Here is an 18,926-nt window from a genome sequence, read left to right on the forward strand (position 1 = left end):
GCAGGCCCTCCAGCACGATGCGGATCTTCTCCTCGGCGGAATAGTGCTTGCGGGTGGCGCGGCGGATCTCCTTGACCACCGTCTCGGCCGGCTCCTTGGCCGGTCTTGGTTTCTGTCTCATCGTCACGTCCTCATGGGCTACGATGAACCAGAACCTCTCCCTTCTTCAACTCACCCGATCTGTCTCATGAGCGCTGACGGCGGACAGCAGTCGACCAAAAATCGAACTAGAAGCTGATCAATTTGCTGGGTTCGTGATCGCCAAAATGGGTGGAAGTTTACAGCAGGCGCAAGCTTGCTTCCGTCAGATGAGCACCCAGGGTTCTGCCACGCACCCAGGACGGGCGGCGCGTATTGAAGCTGTAACTGTTGGGTGGAAGCGAGGACGGCCCAACGGAAATCAAACTGAACGGCAACAAGAGCCACAGCAGCCGCAAGAAACTCAACAACCTCAAGAGCCACAACAACCGCAACAGCCTCAGCCCACAGCGCAAGGCAATCCGGTAACTATTTTAGGGTGGGTCATTCAGGCCCTTACTACTGGGACCCTTAACGTATCGCGGTTAACACCCCAGCTGGCGATGTTCTATAACCAGCAGCGGTTCGCGATTTCTCAGCGAATGCAGTTCATGGGAGCGCCGGTCAATATTCAACTAGTGAACCAAAGCCAGAATGCCGACGGTTCGGCGCTCTATCAATTCTTCGTTCAGTTCCAACGTGGGCAGATGCAGTTCCAGCTTGGCCTATTGCCGAATGGGACTATCACTGCTCTCTGGTTCAACTAGTCGAATAAGCTGAATGATGAAGGGGCTAGATCGCGGTCTTAGCTCGCCATGCGTTCGCAGTGGATCGCTAAAATCGCTCTGAAGCAAGCTTGGCAAGCTTCTCAGCTATTTTCTCTGGCCTCAGGTGCGTATAGCGATTGAGCATCCTTGGGTCCCGATGACCGCTAATGAGGGCAACCTCAGGAGTCGTTAGTCCAAGCTCAAAAAACCTAGAAACCGCCTCGTGCCTCAGGTCGTGCAGCCGTAGGTCCTCAATACCAGCCCTCGCCCTGAGCCTCTCCCAAGCCAACCGGACGGCATTAGCCTTCACCGGAAACACGAGGTCATCGGACTTTTGAAGCGAGGACAGTAGGACCACGGCCTTAGGGGTTAGCGGAACGACACGAGGCTCACCGTTCTTCGTCCTGTAGAGCTTAACCGTGCAAGTCCTCAGGTTTACATCCCGCCATCGGACGGAGAGGAGTTCTCCACGGCGCATCCCTGTCTCAATCGCCAAGAGCAAGAGGGGACGAAGATACCAAGCTGTGCGCTTACCAAGAGCGTTGAGGATTTGCTCCGTCTCATGCTCCTCAAGCCGCCTCTCCCTTGGTCGGGAGTCGCTAGGCAGTTTGATGGCATGAACAGGATTACTCGTGAGCGGAACATTCCACTCGGAACGAGCGACCTCAAAGACATGCCTGAGGATCACAAGCTCTCGCCGGACGGTGGCGGGCTTCACCGCCCTCAGACGCTCATCCCGATACTTTGCTGCATTGGCTCCTGAGAGGTCACAAAGCTGCATCTTGGCTATCTCATGCTTCTTGAGAAGGCCGATGCGGGACCGCTCTATTTTTTCACCGCGCTTTGTGGGTGTGACCTCCCGTTCATAGCGGCTCAAGAGGTCGTCTACGGTCAGCTTGCGTAAGTCATGGATGTTCGACGGGAGTTCGGCTCGGTCAATCTGCGTCTCAATGCCCCTCGCCCATGCCATAGCCTCAGACTTCGTGGGAAAGCTTTTGGATAGCGGGGGATGCCCTTCGCGCCTGACTTGGACCTGCCAAGAGGAGCCGCGCTTTCTGAAGGTCGCCATAAGTGTCTCTGCCTCAGCGTTGTGACAATTGCTGTGACAGACGGGTGTTTCTGGCGGTTTCTGAAGGGACCCTTTGGAGCCAAACCTAAGCCTCTCAAGGACTTAAGAATGGCGCACCCGACACGATTCGAACGTGTGACCTTTGCCTTCGGAGGGCAACGCTCTATCCAGCTGAGCTACGGGTGCATTGAGGCGGCAAGCCTTGATGCTTTCCCTACCCGATTAGAGGCCGAAGAGCAACCTCTGTGGAGATTCACCTGCGCGAGCATTTTTTCAGGCGCAAAGGTGCCGCATTCTACGCTGCGGTAAGCTTGCTCAGTGATGACAGGGATATTGGTTAGGCCGACGCAGTTGAGGAAAGGTTTGTTTTGCATCCAGCCACAAAAGCCCAGCAACAGAACCACGATTTACCAAATGACAATCGACGAAATGCTATTTCATCCACTGTCTCTTTTGGATGAGTGGGTCGGATTTGCACAAGCCTCGACGAAACAATGGCATTCTTAAACTCTACGTCGCCGCAACCTGACCACATTCACAGTCGAGCTTGGCGCAGTGATTCTTGTGCTGCGTTTTGTGTTCCGGCCGGCCGTTGAGCCGAATGCCGCGAACTCCCTTCATTCGAACCTTGGGGCAGAAGGCATGCGGCGGATCCGATCGAAACGAATGGAAAACCTTGCCGGCTGGTCGGCCCTCATTGCAGCTTTCACCATTTGTCTTTCGATTGTTTTGCTGAGCTGGCCCATCACGAGCGACACGAAATACGCGAGCGCCCCCGAGGCGGGATGCTGCGAGGTCGGCGCGGGCAAAGTGATTTTCGTTTCGGGTTCGTTGGATGATTTGAAACGCTAGCGGCTGAACCACCTGTTGGACGCGATGTTCGCTGCGTGGTCCTCCCGCCGCCGGAGATGGCTCATCGAAGTGCCGTCAAAAGGTCGAACCGGGACTGACAATCTGTGGGCGGGGTTTGGAGCACTCAGGTTCGGCCTGGGCCATTAATCAGCAGATACGCCCTGCATCTCAGCGATGTGCAGCGGAACGCCAACGCAAAGGGCGCCGTTGTTTGAATTCAGCCTGCCATTCCAGGTCATGAAAAATGCCGCCGGCTGGTTGCCGGCGGCATTGGATCGTCCGTCATGCTGCAGGCCGGACGACGCTGTCGGGCGTCGGGATCTCGATGTCGACCTCCAGGGTCGATACCGATGCGCCGCGGTCCATCTTGACCTGCACGTTGTCGCGCTCCACTGCCATGTGCTTGGCGATCACCGCCAAGATCTCCTCACGGAGCGTGGCGACGAGGTCGGGCTGCCCTCCCACGATACCACGTTCGTGGGCGAGCAGGATCTGCAGCCGCTCGCGGGCGACCGGCGCCGACGTGCGGCGGTTGAGGAAGTTGAAGAAGCTCATGCGGCCCTCCGTGTGAACAGCTTGCTGAACAAACCACGCTTCTCGGGCGTCACGACCGCATCCCCGTTCAACCGGCGCGCAGCATCCAGATAAGCCCGTCCGGCGGCGCTGTTGGGGTTGTTGAGGGTCACAGGCGCACCGACGTTCGAGGCGCGAACCACTTCGGCGCTTTCCGGGATGATGCCGAGGAGCGGGATCGACAGGATCTCGAGCACGTCCTCTTTCTTGAGCATCTCGCCGCGCTCGGCGCGCACCGGGTCGTAGCGGGTGAGCAGCAGGTGCTTTTCCACCCGCTCGCCTTTTTCCGCCTTTTCGGTTTTGGAGTCGAGCAGGCCGATGATGCGGTCGGAGTCGCGCACCGAAGACACCTCCGGGTTGGTCACCACCACGGCCACGTCCGCGTGGCGCATGGCCAGCGTTGCGCCGCGCTCGATGCCGGCCGGGCTGTCGCAGATGATCCAGTCGAACCTCTCGCGCAATTCGCTGATGACGCGGGCAATGCCCTCGTCGGTCAGGTTGTCCTTGTCGCGGGTCTGGGAGGCGGGAAGGAGGGAGAGCTTGTCGAGGCGCTTGTCGCGGATCAGCGCTTGGCTGAGCTTCGCATCGCCTTGGACCACGTTGATGAGGTCGAAGACCACCCGGCGCTCTGCGCCCATCACCAGATCCAGGTTGCGCAGGCCGACATCGAAGTCGACGACGACCACGTTTTGCCCGCACTGAGCCAAAGCGGCTCCAAGTGCGGCCGTAGACGTTGTCTTGCCGACGCCTCCCTTGCCCGATGTCACAACAAGAACTTTCGCCATCCTCATCCTCCCGATAGGGTGTCTTGGTTCAAAGCTGCCCTGACAACGGCGCCCAGTGAGCTGCACGAAGAACGGCGAAGCCGGATCGGATGAGCGGGAGCGGGTTGCAATGGTCTTGGCTGCTTGAGCCTTGCTAACAGGCCAATTTCGCGCCCAACATGGTTACCGGCTGGTTAACAGCGCCCGGCCCGAAAGGGTTATTCAGGGGCTAAATGTCGGAAAAGCTTCATTTTGCGGCGAATCGGCGAGCTTTACAGGCTGAGGAGAGGCCGACAGCCATCGGAAAACGGGACTGACAGCCGCGAAAAAGAATTCGGCGCGCCTGCAAGCGCGCCGAATCGTGTCACGCACAGAAGTGCGTCGGCTTAAGGCAGATCGGTCGGCTTGCCGGTCGTGCCCGTGCCCCGACGGGTACGCTCGTCGTCCACTTCCACCTCGGTGCTGCGGACCGTGTCGGAAATCGTCTCGGCGCGCTGGTCGACGTCCTTGCGGATGACGAGCTCTTCCTTGACGCGAGCTTCCTTGGAGACCACGGCCTCCTCAGAGCGCTCTTCCATTTCGATGGTCCGCTCCTGGAAAAGGGCGTCCCTGTCGGCGGTTCCCGCCTGCATCGAGCCGCTGACGGGCCGGCGCTCCACATGGACCCGCTCCTCGCGCAACTCTACCTGCTCGTGAACGGGGCGCTCCACGATGTGCGAGTGGATGCGGACCTTCCCGCGGCTGACATCGCGCTTGCCGACGTGCAGCTCCTCTTCGACCACGGGGATCACTTCGTCCTCACGGCCCGACGTCGATGTGGCAGACATCCTGTCGCTGCCAGCACTCATACCTGTGCGGTCCATACCGGCGCCGGACGCGCCAATATCGGAGCCCAAGCCAGGAGTCATGCCGGTGGTGAGACCGGTCGTGGTGGAGCCGGCAGCCCCGATGGGTCCGGCATCGCGACCAGCCCAGCCTTCCGACCGCCACGTGTCCTGACGCTCGTCGAGGTCCACAGTTCCGTCATCGTCGAGGATGTCCACGATCCGGTCCACATCGGCTTCCGAGGATCGCACCGTCACGAGGGCGCCGCCGCGGCGAACGCCTTCGGCATAGGCATGGGCGTCGTTCTCATCGACACCCGCATCGACCAGCGCGCCCCCAAGACCGCCGAGCGCGGCGCCAGCGCCAGCGCCAACAAGCGTCGATACAAGCCAGCCGGCGGCCACGACAGGGCCGAGGCCGGGGATAGCCAGCATTCCGAGGCCGGCCAGAAGGCCAGCGCCGCCGCCGGCGAGCGTTCCTACGGTAGCGCCAGTTGCAGCACCGTCGCTGGCATCGTCATCAAAGCTGCTCGTCGAGTCGTAGGTGCGCTTGGCGTGGGACGAATAGCGGTCCCCCTCGTTGTTCGCCACAAGGCTGATGTCGCGATGCGGGATGCCAGCAGCTTCAAGCCGGCTCACAGCGTCGGATGCCTCTTCGTAACGCTCGAAGAACGCCGTAATGGTTTTCTGTGTCATGGGGTCTTTTCCTTTGGTGATAGAGCGAGCCATGGACGTAGGCGGCTCATGTGTTCGGCAATCTAGTTGGAACGCGAACTACTGCGCCTGCACGGTGCCCTTGTAGTCGATGGCGACGGTGACCGATTGGCCGTTGCGCATGGCTTTGCCGCGCCAGATGCCTTGGTCGTCCTTGCGCAGCTCGGCGACGTTGCTGAAACCCTGCGCTTCCAAGCGTGAGCGGGCTTGACCCTCGGTGAAGCTGTTTGCACCGGACTCGACCGAACCCGTGCTTTGCGGGCTGCCGGCAGGCTTGTTGGTGAGGGCTGGGTTCGACGAACCCGTCTGGCTGTTCATCGGCTGCGTGGCCGAACCGTTTCCTTGGGAAGTGGACGTCTGGGCAACAGCCGCTGTGGCAAGAACCGCAACGGTTGCTCCTATTGCGAGCGCAAGGCGCATGAAAGATCTCCGCATCTGAAAGGACACAGCGTCTCAATGTGCCAACACCAGAAGGGGTTCCTCTTTTGGTTAACGTGGGGGCTTATTCCTGCACGGGCGGGTCCTCGTCAGCAGCAAGCCGCTCCACGATTGCCCGCTGTTTGCGAAGCTGGACCGGTACCTCGACCTGCTCCGTTTTGACGTGACGGCGGATATGCAGCTCCTCCTTGAGGACAAGCCGCTTCTCGACCACGAGAACCTCCTCGACGATGGGCACGATGGTGACCCCGTCTTCTGTCCGAACAGCGGGCGCTTCGTCGACCATCCTGTCAACCGGCACACGCGTGACTTCGACCGTTTCTTCCTCAAGGGAGGCTTGAGCCATCTCGTCGACCACGTCGACGACGGTTCGCACCCGAACCTTGCCGGTCACCACGCTGCGCTTTTCCAGCCGCAGCTCCTCCTCAACCAGAGGGATGGTGTTCGAAGTATTCAGCTCGTCCCGCAGGGGCAGCCGGTCCGGATCGTCTTGTTTTGTCATGGGAGATCTCGCTTGCAGAACATGAACGTGTGCTTTGCAACGTCAGTTCCGCCCCTTCGGCGCACGTGACCGAAGGAGCTATTATCGCCACCATGATTGGGCGGCGGGGAGAAATTCCTTGAACCGTCAAGACCAAAAGACTTGCCGCCGGAGCCCTGCGAAACCGGCTTTCATCACTAAGCCTTTTGAGAGCGCATGCGGCTGCGCGGACAAGCTTGTAAAACCTAGTGGCTGATTATACGGTTTACTCATCGACATTTGGCCGGACGACTGGGCTACTCCGCTTTGGCACTGCCGAGCGCACGTTGCTTCTCTCTCTCACCAATATCGACCAACGGGTGGCTGGTTTCTCTGCCACCTACGTGCAAACGACAGTAGAAGGGACCCCTGATGGCTACGGGAACCGTGAAGTGGTACAATGAGACCAAGGGTTATGGCTTCATTCAGCCTGACACCGGCGGCAAGGACGTGTTCGTCCACGCGACTGCCCTGGAGCGCTCCGGAATGCGCAGCCTCCAAGAAGGCCAGAAGATCTCCTATGAGGTCGAAGCCGACCGCCGCACCGGCAAGGAAGCGGCCACCAATCTCAAGTCAGCCTGATTGAATGGGATGATCGCGTGGGTTCGCCCGCGCCTTCAAAAGCCGCTCCGCCTCGGGGCGGCTTTTTTGTTTCAAGCATGTGCTTCAGCGCCTCATCGCTCCGTTCGACTGGTCCGAGCCGGCTGGCGGGGCCGCGGGGGCAGCACCGTGACGGTGATCTTCTTCGAGATGAGAAGCGGCTTGAAAGGCTTGTGCTCCGCATCCCCCAGGATGAGCTGCAGCGTATGCCGTCCGGGCGGAAGATCGAGGCGGGTCTCCGTTTGGCCCGTGCCGAAGTGGAGATGCTGCCGATCGGTCGGGATTGGCTCCGTCGGATCGAGTTCCTCGCTCACGTCCACCAGGAGGTGATGGTGGCCCGTATTCGGCGTGGCGTCGCCGGCCCGCGTGACTCCCATGTTGCGCAGACCGAAGCGCACCGGGAACGAGCCTCTGATGCGCTGTCCATCATAAGGATAGATGATGTAGAGATGAGCGTCCGGGGGCGCCGGCGTCTGGGCCGAGGCCGGCCAAGACATCCAGCAACCTGCCGCCAGTACGGCGGCGATCATGCTCCGGCCCGTTGCACCGCTCATGGGTCTCTTTCCTTTCACAGCGACCGCGCAACCCGGAAACCATGGGCCGGATAACGCACGCCGCTGTCGTAATGCGCCCGGCTGGCGGACCGGGCATAGCTTGCATCGTTGCGCCATGATCCGCCGCGAAGCACATTCTCGCGGCAATTCGGTTCGCTCCAGGCCTTGCCGTCGGCCGGCGCGCCCTGATAGGTCGCGTGCCAGCAATCGGCCACCCATTGCGCGACACTGCCGGTCAGGTCGTGGAGCCCGAACGGGTTTGCCGGAAAGCTGCCGACATTCGCCGGCTGACGCGGGTCGTAGGGTTCGTTGCAACCTTTGCAATTGGCCATTTTCGGCGCAACTCTCTCGCCCCACCAATACCGGCTGCTCGTGCCGCCCCGCGCAGCGTATTCCCACTCCGCCTCGCTCGGCAGGCGATAGGCCTGTCCCGTGCTGCCGGAGATCCAGGTGATGTATTGCTGGGCGTCGGCCCAACTCAGGTTCCGGGCAGGTGCGGAGTCTTCCCCGTCCAGAACGAACTTGCAGGCCTTGGCGGCAACACATTGCCGCCATTCTCCGATCGTTACCGGATAACGCCCCATGGCAAAGGGTGCGACGTGAACCTGATGGATCGGCAACTCTGAGGGATCCTCGCTGCTTCCCATCCGAAAGGTCCCGCCAGGAAGGCGAACCATCTCCGGACATCCCTGGCAGTCACGGAAGCTCGTGCCGGGTTCCTGCGGGCGGTCCAACGGCTGGGGCGGAACAACCGCCGCCGTCTGGGTTCCGGCCGAGGGTGCAGGCGGGGCGATGACCGGGATCGGAATCGGCAGGTTGCCGGTGGAGGGCGGCGGAGGCGGAGGCAGGCCGGGCAAAGTTCCGGATGATGACAAGGCCGTGGCGGCTGGAGGCTCTGGCGGCGTGGAGGTCGCCGGATCTCCTCCAGCGGCGGTCGCGGCCATCTCGCGGAGATTTTCCAGACCGTCGGGATTCAAGGCGAACCAGCCGATGCCTGCCGCCGACAGAAGGGCCGCCGCCGCGAGGCCGCCCCAGCGCCACTTGTTGGAGAGGGCCGCACCTGAAACAGCCGCCGGATCCGGCAGAACGCGGTAGATCCGCACCGGGTCGGTAATGTTCTTGAGCTTCTCGTCCCCGAGAGACTGATAGCCGACCACCAGCTTGTTCTTGATCTGCTCGTAGACGCCGCCGGAAATATAAACCCCGCCGGGCACGGCGATGCTCTCCAGCCGCGCAGCGATGTTCACGCCGTCGCCATAGATGTCATCCGGATCGACGATGACGTCTCCCAGGTTGACGCCGATCCTGTAGCGAATCCACTGGTCGGGCGGGAGCGACATGTTGCGCGCCGCCATGGATTGTTGAATCACGATGGCGCAGCGCACGGCCTCCAGCGGAGAGTCGAACATCGCCAGAAAGCCATCGCCGTTCGTCTTGATGATGCGCCCGAAATGCTCCTGGACCGTCGGCTCGATCAATTCGCGGCGATGCCGTTTCAGGCGCGCAAGGGTGCCCTCTTCGTCAAGGCCCATGAGACGGCTGTATCCCGCGATGTCGGCGGCGAGAACGGCCACCAAACGCCGCAGATGACCAGCGTCATGCGATGCACTCTCTCCGGGCATGGTAACCCTCGATGGCGCGTTAGAGCTCTGGCAAAGTACACCCGATCACCCTTCCTGAGCAATCGATCATCCGTTTTTGCCCAGGCGTTCGCGAAGCGGCCGCATGGGGTCGGGCGGATCATCGGCGGCCTGATGGATTCTATCCCTAGATAGGGGAAGATTCAGTCCGTCATGACAGGATGAAAATCTTCGTCCCGATAGCGAGTGCGAGCGCAAAGACCGGATACGCTCCATGTCGGGCGAGAACGGATCAGCACTTGGTTCACGCTGGGTTTGCGTGGCATGGAGTTGATGCCGATCCATGCCCAGGAGTTCAGGGAACCGCGATGCAGCAGGACACGCCGGAAGCGCCGATGCTTCTTCAGAATGGCACGCCCGCTTTTCGCAGGCTGAACCTTGCGCTTTTCGCCGCCGGCTTCTCGACATTCGCGATCCTCTACTGCGTCCAGCCTCTCCTACCTTTGTTCTCGGCAGAGTTTCATGTCAGCGCCGCCGTCAGCAGTCTGTCTCTCTCGCTCACCACCGGCCTGCTGGCGGTCGCCATGCTGGTCACGGGTTCCCTGTCCGAGGTCTGGGGACGAAAGCCCATCATGGTGGCGTCACTGCTCTCGTCGGCGATTCTGACCATTCTCCTGGCCGCAGCGCCGAACTGGGCGACCCTGCTCGTTGCCCGCATGCTGGTCGGAGTGACGCTCAGCGGACTTCCGGCGGTGGCCATGGCGTATGTCAGCGAGGAGGTCGATCCGAAATCGATTGGGCTCGCCATGGGTCTTTTCATCGGCGGCAACGCCATCGGCGGGATGGCCGGGCGCCTCGTCAGCGGCGTGCTGACCGATCTCGGATCGTGGCGCTTCGCCATCGGCGTCATCGGAAGCCTCGGCTTCATCGCGGCTCTCCTTGCTTGGCGGAGCCTGCCGCAATCGGCGCAGTTTCGCGCCCGTTCGGCAAACCCTGCGGAGTTGCTCCGCTCCTTCGGACAGCACCTGCGGGACCCGGGCCTGCGTTATCTCATCGCCGAAGCGTTCCTGCTCATGGGCGGGTTCGTGACGCTCTACAATTATCTCGGCTACCGCCTCACGGCGGCCCCTTATGGCCTGAGCCAGACCGCTATCGGGGCGATCTTCATCATCTACCTCATCGGAACAGCGAGTTCAGCCTGGGTCGGTGATCTGGCCGGACGCTTGGGCCGCGGGCGAGTGTTTTGGATTATGATCGTTCTCATGCTGGCCGGCGCCGTCCTGACGCTCCTTGATGCAATCGTCCCCATCCTGATCGGAATGGTCACGGTCACCTTCGGATTTTTCGGCGCCCATTCCATTGCAAGCTCCTGGGTGGGACGCCGGGCCCGCACCGCCAAGGCGCAGGCCTCGGCGCTGTATCTCTTCTGCTACTACGCAGGCTCGAGCGCCATCGGAACGCTCGGCGGCGTGTTCTGGTCGAACTGGGGTTGGCAGGGGGTGGTGGCATTGGTGACAGCCCTGCTGATGGCAGCCCTGGCCTTGGCCTTCAGACTGGCAGCGCTTCCACCCATTTCACCGCAGCAGGAGGCATGAAGCCGAGGAAGGCTATAACGCATCCAATAATCCCAAGGTATAGGCTAATTCCGAGATAATATCGCACCTTCTACAGGGGCCACGAACGTCATTCGGTCAAGCTCGAGCCTATATCTATTTTCAGCAAGGTCTTATTCTCGCCCCATTAGCCTACAAATTGCGCTCCCCTACGAAAGCACAAGGGAATGCAACTTGAAACAACGTCAGATAACGCTTGCGCTCGCGAGCCTATTCATCGCAACGATCGCAGCCTCATCTCCGTCCTCCGCAGAAGCACAGCCCAAGTCCAAAGCCGGCGCTCACGTTCAGAGCGGTAAAGCCTCCTGGTACGGCCCGGGATTTCATGGAAAGCGCACGGCGAGCGGCGAGCGCTTCAACACCAACGATATGACGGCGGCGCATCGCACCCTTCCATTCGGCACCCGCGTGCGCGTGGTGAACAAGAACACAGGACGTTCGGTCGTCGTGCGCATCAACGACCGGGGCCCCTATGCGCATGGCCGGGTGATCGACCTGTCCCGCGCCTCGGCGCAGGCCATCGGCATCCTGGGCGTCGGGACCGTGGAGATGGTGCAGATCTAAGCCGCGCCATGGAACCTGGAGTGCGCCATTCCGCTTTTCCTCCGGCTCCCCTTGTTCCCTAAGGCGAGCATTTGGAGGGTTTTATGCGGCCTCGCTGGCACACTGCATCAAGCGCTGTTCTGCTGCTGACGCTGCTTGCAAGCACAAGCTCGGGTTTGGCCCAATCCCGCAGGACATGGGTCGACCCACCGGGCGACGCGGCGACGGCGGCTCCCAAGCCGCCGGACGTCCAGGGTCAGGCCGCTCCCGAGGCTCCGAGGTTGCCTGAGCCGCCAACCCCGCCGCCGCAAACGGCTCGGCCGCAGACGCCTCCCGCGTCCGAAGCGGCGCAGGCTCCACGCGCCGCGCCGCCTGCCGAGGCTGTCGAGGCCGCCAAACCGCCTGAAAAGCCCCGTGAAACGGCGCAGCCAAGACGACAGGACGACACTCGGCTGGCATCCCGTGACGAAGAGGCCCGGAAATTCGTGACCGGCTACCTCACATCATGGTCGGCGCCCAATGATGAAGCCCTGGAGGCAACGGCCGATCTCTATGCGGACCGTGTGCTTTTTCATGGACGCAGCATGAGCCTGGGACGGCTGATGAGCGAGAAGCGCCGGTTCGTACGGCGCTGGCCCGAACGCCAGTACCGCGCACAGCCGGATTCCCTGAAGGTCACCTGCGACCCGCAAGGCCAGTTTTGCACCGTGCACACGGTGTTCGATTTCTCGGCCGAGAATCCGAGGCGGCGCAGGCGAACCGAGGGCGTCGCGGCGCTCCAGGTCATCGTGAGCTTCGCCGAGAACCAGCCTGTCATCGTGGCGGAAAACAGCATGGTGCTCGATCAGAACCGTCGCAGACGGAATCTTGCCCTAGAGGGGGTCTCGGATGATTGATTCCAACCTCTTGAGCGCCGAATCACGCGCGAAGGCTGCGGACACGGACTGGACGCAGCTTCGAAATCAGGTCCGCGACATGATCCGGGCCGAGGTGGAACGGTTCAACCCCACGGATGAGGCGCGCCGGCCCCTCGAACTGATCGTCGAGTCGTTCGTGCGCTATGCCAATAAGAATGGCCGCCCGGTCATCACGGTGATCGACGCGAGCGGGCAGCCGCGAACTAAGACCGAACGGGGACAGGCTCTCGATTTCACCATCGGCGACCTGCTCGAGGAGCAGCGCCGGACCCGCCCCATGCTGTTCAAGGCGGTGCACGATCATGGCGAAAAAGCACAGCCCCCCGTTGCCGCCGTTAAGGAGCCGCCGCGGCGCGACTGGCTGAAGATCGACTCGGGCCCCATGGCGTCAGGCGAGGAAGCTTCAGAGAGTGCGCCCCAAGAACAGCGCATCCGCCGGCTGCGGCGCGGCAAGACGCGGCTGCACGTCCTGAATCCTAAGGCGTTCAAGCGGTGGGTCCGCCCGGCTGCGGCTCTCGGCTCGGCAAAGCTCCAGGCGGCCCGGAAAGAACTTCCGCACCGCTTTGATCAGGCCCGGAGCCTGATGGACCGAAGCTGGACGCCCTCTTTGCACGGAGGTCGCGGGCTCGTCCTCGGGGCCGTTGCGGCCTTAGGCTTTCTGATTATCGGCGGGTTTGTCCTGTCCGCACGGGACAGTGCCCCGGATGCCAGCAATGATGGGCCCGCGACGACCGGAACCGTGTCGGCCCAAGCGCCCGAGCCCGAGCGGCCGAGGGCGCCCACGAGAACGCCCCTTCGCGGGGTGCCAGACGTGATCGACACGGCGACGCTCTCGCTCCAGGGCGAGGTCGTCCGTCTGTTTGGCGTCGAATGGGCTCCGGGCGCCGGCAAGCCCGACGACCTGACCCAATATCTGAGCGGGCGGGAGGTGGTCTGCGAGCCGGCGGGCCAGTCCGACGCCTATCGTTGCCAGGTGGCCGGAGGCGCGGACCTGTCGAAGGTGGTTCTGTTCAATGGCGGCGGAAAAGCGACGGCGGACGCCTCGCCTGATTTGAAAGACGCCGCCGACAAGGCCCGCGATGCGCAGCTCGGCGTCTGGAGCAAGTCGCAGCCGTAAGAACAAGACGAATGCCGGGTCGATCCGCTGCAGGACAGGATCAACCCGGTATCCTTTGGTCGAAGCGCCACATTAGGCGCGGGCCAGGGTCGGACCTGGAATCTCGACTTCGATTTCGAGCGTCGAAAGATCTGCGCCGCGGTTCATTTTGACCTGCACCCGGTCCTGTTCGATCGTCACGTGCCGACCGACGACCGCCAGGATCTCCTCGCGCAGCAGCGCGACAAGATCAGGCTTACCGCCGACAATGCCGCGTTCGTGGGCGAGCAGGATCTGCAGCCGCTCGCGGGCGACCGGCGCCGACGTGCGGCGGTTGAAGAAGCCCATCAAGCTCATGCGGCCCTCCGTCCGAACAGCTTTCCAAGCAGGCCTTTCCTGTCGGAGGGGATTATCATCTCGACGTTCTCGCCCTTGAGACGGCGGACAGCATCGAAATAGGCCCGTCCGGGCGCGCTATCCGGATTGTTGAAGGTCACAGGCGCACCCACGTTCGAGGCCCGCAGGACCTCCTCGCTTTCCGGGATGATGCCGAGGAGCGGGATCGACAGGATCTCGAGCACGTCCTCTTTCTTGAGCATCTCGCCGCGCTCGGCGCGCACCGGGTCGTAGCGGGTGAGCAGCAGGTGCTTTTCCACCCGCTCGCCTTTTTCCGCCTTTTCGGTTTTGGAGTCGAGCAGGCCGATGATGCGGTCGGAGTCGCGCACCGAAGACACCTCCGGGTTGGTCACCACCACGGCCACGTCCGCGTGGCGCATGGCCAGCGTTGCGCCGCGCTCGATGCCGGCCGGGCTGTCGCAGATGATCCAGTCGAACTTCTCGCGAAGATCGGCCAGCACGCGGGCCACACCCTCTTCCGTCAACGCGTCCTTGTCGCGGGTCTGCGAGGCCGGAAGCAGCGAAAGGTTCTCCATCCGCTTGTCGCGGATCAGCGCTTGGCTGAGCTTCGCGTCGCCTTGGACCACGTTGATGAGGTCGAAGACCACCCGGCGCTCTGCGCCCATCACCAGATCCAGGTTGCGCAAGCCGACGTCGAAGTCGATGACGACCACCTTCTCGCCCCCATGAGCGAGCGCTGCGCCGAGCGCCGCCGTCGATGTGGTCTTGCCGACGCCGCCTTTGCCCGATGTGACGACCAAGATTTTGGCCATTGTGGTCTCTCTTTCTGTCTATCAGTCCATAGATTTCAGGATCATCGACTCACCATCCAAGTTCACCTGGATCGGCTGGCCGCGGAATTTGGAGCCGAGGTCGTCGGCGGTCTTGTAGAGGCCGTCGATGGCGATCAGTTCGGCCTCGAACTTGCTGCAGAAGATGCGCGCCTTGCCGTTGCCCGTGCATCCGGCGATGGCGCGGCCCCGCAAGGCTCCGTAGATGTGGATCGATCCGCCTGCCACGACTTCCGCTCCGGATGCCACGGACCCGAGGATGGTGACGTCGCCCTCCGTATGGATGACCGATTGTCCGGAACGGACCGATCCTTCGATCATCAGGGCGGTGACCGGCGCGGGCTGGGATTGCGGCGCCGCCGGAATGGGAACGGCATCGAAATCGGGCATCTCGATATCGCCTGCGGGACGTCCGCCATTGACCGGGGCCGGCATGTCGGCATCGACGACCGCTGCGGCCGCGCCCTCGAGGCCGATGATGCGGATTTCGCGCATCTTGAGCGCCGCGAGAAGAAATTTCAGCTCGGACTTCGACGGCTTGAGGGCGGACACGTCGACGATGATCGCTCGGCCGTCGAAGAAGCCCGGCGAGCTCTTGGAAACGGCGTCAACGTCTTCGAGCCAGTCCCGGAGCGGCACCGTCGGCGCAAGGACGAGCGCCAGGAACGACTTGCCACGGAAACGGAGAGAGGGGCGGGTGCGAACGGCGATGGTCACGGGTTATCAATTTCCTGCTGCCCGACGACTTCATCCTTTTATGGTTAATGGACGGTTAAGAACGGCCTCACCGAACCGGAATTTTTAACCTTGTGGAGCATGGCGGAGCGGCCGTTCCTCAGCCTGCCGAGGAAACGCGCCTGCCACGCTCGAAATATTCATGCAACCGAAGGGAACGAAATCGGCCTGGGCATAAGCCGTTGGACCTGTCTCAGGAATATAAAGATAAAATGTAGCCCTTTTGGCTTAGGCAAATCTCTTTTTGATTACTTTTAGGCACGGAAAGCTTGATTGACCAAGTACAAGATCCGCCTACGATGACTTTAACTTATCTCAACATACGCTCTGCCGCACATATCATAACATGGCAGGACATCAGAGGGACTTACACAACTACGGGACCGTCCTGGGGAGGACATCATGTCAGGTCGAATTTTCCGTTTTGCAACCTGGGATCGTGGCGAAGAATTGGGCTTCTGGAGCGGGACGAAGCGAAGGTTAACCCAGGCTCTCGCCATCGCGGCAGCACTCCTTTGCGGGACCCTGTCCGCCTCGGCCCAGAACACGACCGCTTCCAATTCCAACCGAGCCAATGCCGGAACCGTCGGGATCATATCCGGCGGCGCCGACGGCACCTATATTCGCATCGCGGCGGACCTGGCCAACGTTCTCGACGGGGAGAACCTGCGCATCCTGCCGATCATCGGACGTGGCTCCCTGCAGAACCTGCGCGACGTCATGTTCCTGCGCGGCGTGGATATCGGCATCGTGCAGATGGACGCCCGCGAGCAGCTCAAGGCGGAGAACCTTCAGGTCGATGCGGTTCGCCGGCTGCGATACATCACCCGCCTCTACAACGAGGAGGTCCATATCATCGCCAACCGGGACATCACGGATATCCGGCAGCTGGAAGGCAAGAAGGTCAATATCGACAAGGCCGGGAGCGGCACCAACCTGACGTCCCGCATCATCTTCGAAAAGCTGGGGATCAAGCCTGAACTGACCACATTCGACCAAGGCTCATCCTACGAGCGCCTGCGGTCGGGCGAGATCCAGGCCGCCGTTTACGTGGCCGGCCGGCCGGTCCGCGCCATTGCAGAGTTCCAGAGCGAAGGCCGGTTCCATCTGCTGCCGATCCCGTTCGAAGGCGAGATCGCCGAAACCTATTTCCCGGCGCGCTTCGCCAACGCCGATTACCCCCGGCTCGTCGAGGCGGATAGGCCGGTCGAAACCCTGGCGGTCGGCAGTCTCCTCGCAGTGTTCAACTGGCCCGAGAACTCGGATCGCTACAATCGGGTGAAAAGATTCGTGGACGCGTTCTTCTCGCGCTTCGACGAATTTCTGCAACCCGGCCGCCACCCGAAGTGGAAGGAAGTCAACTTGGCGGCCGACGTTCCCGGCTGGGAGCGCATGAGGCCGGCCCAGGACTGGCTCAGCCGCGTCGCCAGCGGTCCCTCCGCGGCGGAGCAGCTCCAGAGCTTCGAAGCCTTCATGAAGAGCACGGGTGCGCCTGTGTCGGCGGCGCAGCGTAAGGTTCTGTTCCGGGAATTCCTGTCCTGGCAGAGCGAGCGGCAGAAAACAAACCAGAGAGCCAACCGGCAGGATTGAGCATTGTTGACGGGACCGTCGCTCGCGGTCGGCGCAGACGCCGCCAAGAGCTTTATCGAAGGAGGTCCGACATGAATGGACGAGACCATTCCGCATGTTCCGCCGCACCGGCCCACGCAAGGCGACCGTCGCGTTCCGTGAGGGCTTGGATGCGTGGAGTTTCGATTGCGGCCCTTGCGATTGTGCTCACAGGCGTTCCGCTCGACCGGCATGCGAACGCCGCCGAGACCCCGAGCACTTCGGCACAGCCTGGCTCCATGGATGACATCTCGGCCCTTCTTCCGCTCCTTATGTCGTCGCCGGAACGCAAGCAGCTCGCATTGAACCTCGAAACCTCGATCCGTCAGGGTGATCTCGAGGAGGCCGAGCGCCAGCTGAACGGCGCAATCGAGATGGGGACGCTCGCCATCGTGCTCGTCGATCGGCTCCGCGACCCCACCTTCCTGCCGACTCTTCATGCGCTTGGCATCAAGGGAGCCGAACACTCGGCGGCATCCAGCCGAGCGGGGAGCCAGTCTGCGGCCGTCTGCACTCCTTCACCGACCCCAGCAGCGTCCAATGTGTCCGAATTGCAGGAGGCTTTGGAGCGGGAGCGGGCGAGAGGCGACGCCACCGCATGGGAGCTTGCAACGCTCACCGACGAGTTCCGCAATCTGCAGAGCTCACGCGAAAGCGACGCCACGTCCACAACCTCCAAGGTGGTCGAATTGCAGGACCAGTTGCAGCGCGAACGCGAGCAGGGCAGCGCTGCTTCACGGGAGCTTGCGGCGGCCCGGGAAGAACTTGCCAAACTCAAGGCCGATCTTGTGGCGATGCAATCGCGGCAGACGCATGAATCCACGAGCACGGCCGAACTCGCAGACCTCAAGAATGCCCTTTCGCAAGAACGGGAGCGGAGCACCGCAGCCAGCCGCGAAGCGATGGCCGCCAAGGAGGAGTTGCACGCCCTTCAGTCCACCCGTGAACGTGAGACCGCATCGACGGCTTCGAAAGTTGCGGAGCTTCAAGGAACGTTGCAGCAGGAACGGGAGCGCAGCGCCGCAGCGGCCCGTGATCTGAATGCCGCCCAACAGGAGATCCAAGCTCTTCGAACCGCTTACCAGTCCGACGCCACATCCACCTCCTCGAAGGTTGCGGAACTCCAGGGAGCCTTGCAGCAGGAGCGCGGTCGCAGCGAGGCGGCAACACGCGACCTTGCGGCCGCGCGGGACGAACTCAGCGCCGTGCAAGCGCTTCTGAAGCGCGAGACAGCCGGAGCAGCCGAGCTGACCGAGCAGAGGTCCATCGAGCTCAAGCAACTACGGGAAGCCTTAGGCCGGGAGCGGGCGCGGGCGGACGCGGTCTCCCGTGAACTCGCAGATGCGATCGACGAGGTTCGCTCGGCCCGAAACGTCCACGGAGGCGGATCGACTCCCCTGTTGTTCCGGCTGGACGCAACCGGAGCACCGAGCCCGATTGCGGTGCGGCATGTGACCGGCCCCCTGCAAGTCTCGGCCGATTCACTGCCGATCTCTTATTCGAACCAGACGCCACAGGTCGAGGATACAGGCTCTACCCCGGTCCGGATCAGCTCGCTCGGCGATGCGCCGCTTCCCGTGAGGGAGCCAAGCGCCTCCTCTGCCGCGTCGGCTCCAGACCAAAGGGCCTCGATTACTCCCCTTCCTGACGCCAGCAAGACGCAGGGCGCTTCCGCGCAAGCGACAAGCGACGACCGCCTGGTGATCCGCGCCGATACGCTCCTGCGGGCAGGCGACGTGAGCGGGGCCCGCCTTCTGCTCGAGCGGTCGATGGAATCGGGCAATGCACGGGCGGCGTTCCTGCTGGCCGAAACGTTTGATCCGCATTTCCTGTCGAAGCTAGGCGCCTTGGGGATCCGCAGCGATGTCGCCAAGGCCCGCGAACTTTACGCGCGGGCTCGCGCCCTCGGGATTACGCAGGCGGAAGAGCGCATGCAGGCTTTGAAACAATAAGG

Annotated in this window: 20 protein-coding genes and 1 tRNA gene; 9 read left to right on the forward strand and 12 right to left on the reverse strand. The window is 62.2% G+C overall.

Features of this window, described 5'->3' with window-relative positions; genetic code table 11:
- The first annotated feature begins 254 nt into the window (after positions 1-254).
- Complete coding sequence (locus DRB19_RS30595; protein WP_170148925.1) at positions 255-785, forward strand: hypothetical protein; 531 nt, start codon at positions 255-257, stop codon at positions 783-785.
- 67 nt (positions 786-852) lie between these two features.
- Here DRB19_RS30595 and DRB19_RS15360 read toward each other — a convergent pair whose 3' ends face one another.
- The gene (locus tag DRB19_RS15360) at positions 853-1,854 is read right to left on the reverse strand and encodes a tyrosine-type recombinase/integrase (protein WP_114186911.1); all 1,002 of its coding nucleotides are present in this window, start codon (positions 1,852-1,854) and stop codon (positions 853-855) included.
- A gap of 109 nt (positions 1,855-1,963) precedes the next feature.
- Positions 1,964-2,040, reverse strand: a tRNA-Arg gene (locus DRB19_RS15365).
- Positions 2,041-2,409: 369 nt separating this feature from the next.
- Between DRB19_RS15365 and DRB19_RS15370 the strand changes: the two genes are divergently transcribed.
- A complete protein-coding gene (locus DRB19_RS15370) occupies positions 2,410-2,706 on the forward strand; it encodes a hypothetical protein (protein ID WP_114186912.1) in 297 nt (98 codons plus the stop codon).
- 282 nt (positions 2,707-2,988) lie between these two features.
- Here DRB19_RS15370 and minE (DRB19_RS15375) read toward each other — a convergent pair whose 3' ends face one another.
- The 5 genes from minE (DRB19_RS15375) to DRB19_RS15395 all read right to left on the reverse strand — a co-directional run bounded on the left by minE (DRB19_RS15375) (position 2,989) and on the right by DRB19_RS15395 (position 6,521).
- Complete coding sequence (gene minE / locus DRB19_RS15375; RefSeq protein WP_114186913.1) at positions 2,989-3,261, reverse strand: cell division topological specificity factor MinE; 273 nt, start codon at positions 3,259-3,261, stop codon at positions 2,989-2,991.
- A complete protein-coding gene (minD, locus tag DRB19_RS15380; RefSeq protein WP_114186914.1) occupies positions 3,258-4,064 on the reverse strand; it encodes a septum site-determining protein MinD in 807 nt (268 codons plus the stop codon). Before minD (DRB19_RS15380) ends, minE (DRB19_RS15375) begins: the two co-directional genes overlap by 4 nt.
- 365 nt (positions 4,065-4,429) lie before the next feature.
- Complete coding sequence (locus tag DRB19_RS15385; RefSeq protein WP_245439535.1) at positions 4,430-5,563, reverse strand: YsnF/AvaK domain-containing protein; 1,134 nt, start codon at positions 5,561-5,563, stop codon at positions 4,430-4,432.
- Between the two features lie 78 nt (positions 5,564-5,641).
- Positions 5,642-6,001 (reverse strand): PepSY domain-containing protein, encoded by a 360-nt coding sequence (locus tag DRB19_RS15390; RefSeq protein ID WP_114186915.1) that lies wholly within the window; start codon positions 5,999-6,001, stop codon positions 5,642-5,644.
- An 82-nt stretch (positions 6,002-6,083) separates the two neighbouring features.
- On the reverse strand, positions 6,084-6,521 hold the full coding sequence (locus DRB19_RS15395) for a YsnF/AvaK domain-containing protein (protein ID WP_114186916.1): 438 nt from the start codon (positions 6,519-6,521) through the stop codon (positions 6,084-6,086).
- A gap of 390 nt (positions 6,522-6,911) precedes the next feature.
- Here DRB19_RS15395 and DRB19_RS15400 point away from each other — a divergent pair, with 390 nt between their 5' ends.
- Positions 6,912-7,121 (forward strand): cold-shock protein, encoded by a 210-nt coding sequence (locus DRB19_RS15400; protein WP_114186917.1) that lies wholly within the window; start codon positions 6,912-6,914, stop codon positions 7,119-7,121.
- 92 nt (positions 7,122-7,213) lie between these two features.
- Here the strand turns inward: DRB19_RS15400 and DRB19_RS15405 are convergent, their stop codons facing one another.
- Positions 7,214-7,693 carry a DUF4399 domain-containing protein gene (locus DRB19_RS15405; RefSeq protein WP_373867367.1) on the reverse strand — a complete coding sequence of 160 codons (480 nt, stop codon included), beginning with the start codon at positions 7,691-7,693 and terminating at the stop codon, positions 7,214-7,216.
- Positions 7,694-7,707: 14 nt separating this feature from the next.
- Positions 7,708-9,315, reverse strand: a complete 1,608-nt coding sequence (locus DRB19_RS15410; RefSeq protein ID WP_114186918.1) for an SUMF1/EgtB/PvdO family nonheme iron enzyme — start codon at positions 9,313-9,315, stop codon at positions 7,708-7,710.
- 353 nt (positions 9,316-9,668) lie between these two features.
- Here DRB19_RS15410 and DRB19_RS15415 point away from each other — a divergent pair, with 353 nt between their 5' ends.
- The 4 genes from DRB19_RS15415 (at position 9,669) to DRB19_RS15430 (ending at position 13,463) form a co-directional block, all read left to right on the forward strand.
- A complete protein-coding gene (locus DRB19_RS15415; RefSeq protein WP_245439536.1) occupies positions 9,669-10,868 on the forward strand; it encodes an MFS transporter in 1,200 nt (399 codons plus the stop codon).
- 192 nt (positions 10,869-11,060) lie between these two features.
- A complete protein-coding gene (locus tag DRB19_RS15420; protein WP_114186920.1) occupies positions 11,061-11,450 on the forward strand; it encodes a septal ring lytic transglycosylase RlpA family protein in 390 nt (129 codons plus the stop codon).
- A gap of 83 nt (positions 11,451-11,533) precedes the next feature.
- On the forward strand, positions 11,534-12,325 hold the full coding sequence (locus DRB19_RS15425) for a hypothetical protein (protein WP_114186921.1): 792 nt from the start codon (positions 11,534-11,536) through the stop codon (positions 12,323-12,325).
- On the forward strand, positions 12,318-13,463 hold the full coding sequence (locus tag DRB19_RS15430) for a thermonuclease family protein (protein WP_114186922.1): 1,146 nt from the start codon (positions 12,318-12,320) through the stop codon (positions 13,461-13,463). Before DRB19_RS15425 ends, DRB19_RS15430 begins: the two co-directional genes overlap by 8 nt.
- A 72-nt stretch (positions 13,464-13,535) precedes the next feature.
- On the opposite strand, the gene minE (DRB19_RS15435) is transcribed toward DRB19_RS15430, so the two are convergent.
- The 3 genes from minE (DRB19_RS15435) to minC are packed head-to-tail and all read right to left on the reverse strand — an operon-like array spanning position 13,536 to position 15,346.
- Positions 13,536-13,799, reverse strand: coding sequence for a cell division topological specificity factor MinE (gene minE / locus DRB19_RS15435; RefSeq protein WP_114186923.1), 264 nt, complete (start codon positions 13,797-13,799; stop codon positions 13,536-13,538).
- A complete protein-coding gene (gene minD, locus DRB19_RS15440) occupies positions 13,796-14,611 on the reverse strand; it encodes a septum site-determining protein MinD (RefSeq protein WP_114186924.1) in 816 nt (271 codons plus the stop codon). Before minD (DRB19_RS15440) ends, minE (DRB19_RS15435) begins: the two co-directional genes overlap by 4 nt.
- Before the next feature lie 21 nt (positions 14,612-14,632).
- Positions 14,633-15,346 (reverse strand): septum site-determining protein MinC, encoded by a 714-nt coding sequence (gene minC / locus DRB19_RS15445; protein WP_114186925.1) that lies wholly within the window; start codon positions 15,344-15,346, stop codon positions 14,633-14,635.
- A 420-nt stretch (positions 15,347-15,766) separates the two neighbouring features.
- Between minC and DRB19_RS15450 the strand changes: the two genes are divergently transcribed.
- Entirely contained in the window at positions 15,767-16,954 is a 1,188-nt protein-coding gene (locus DRB19_RS15450; RefSeq protein WP_114186926.1) for a TAXI family TRAP transporter solute-binding subunit, read from the forward strand.
- 149 nt (positions 16,955-17,103) lie between these two features.
- Positions 17,104-18,924 carry a coiled-coil domain-containing protein gene (locus DRB19_RS15455; RefSeq protein WP_114186927.1) on the forward strand — a complete coding sequence of 607 codons (1,821 nt, stop codon included), beginning with the start codon at positions 17,104-17,106 and terminating at the stop codon, positions 18,922-18,924.
- Positions 18,925-18,926 lie beyond the last annotated feature (2 nt).

The organism is Microvirga aerophila, from assembly GCF_003332305.1.
Classification (GTDB): domain Bacteria; phylum Pseudomonadota; class Alphaproteobacteria; order Rhizobiales; family Beijerinckiaceae; genus Microvirga; species Microvirga aerophila.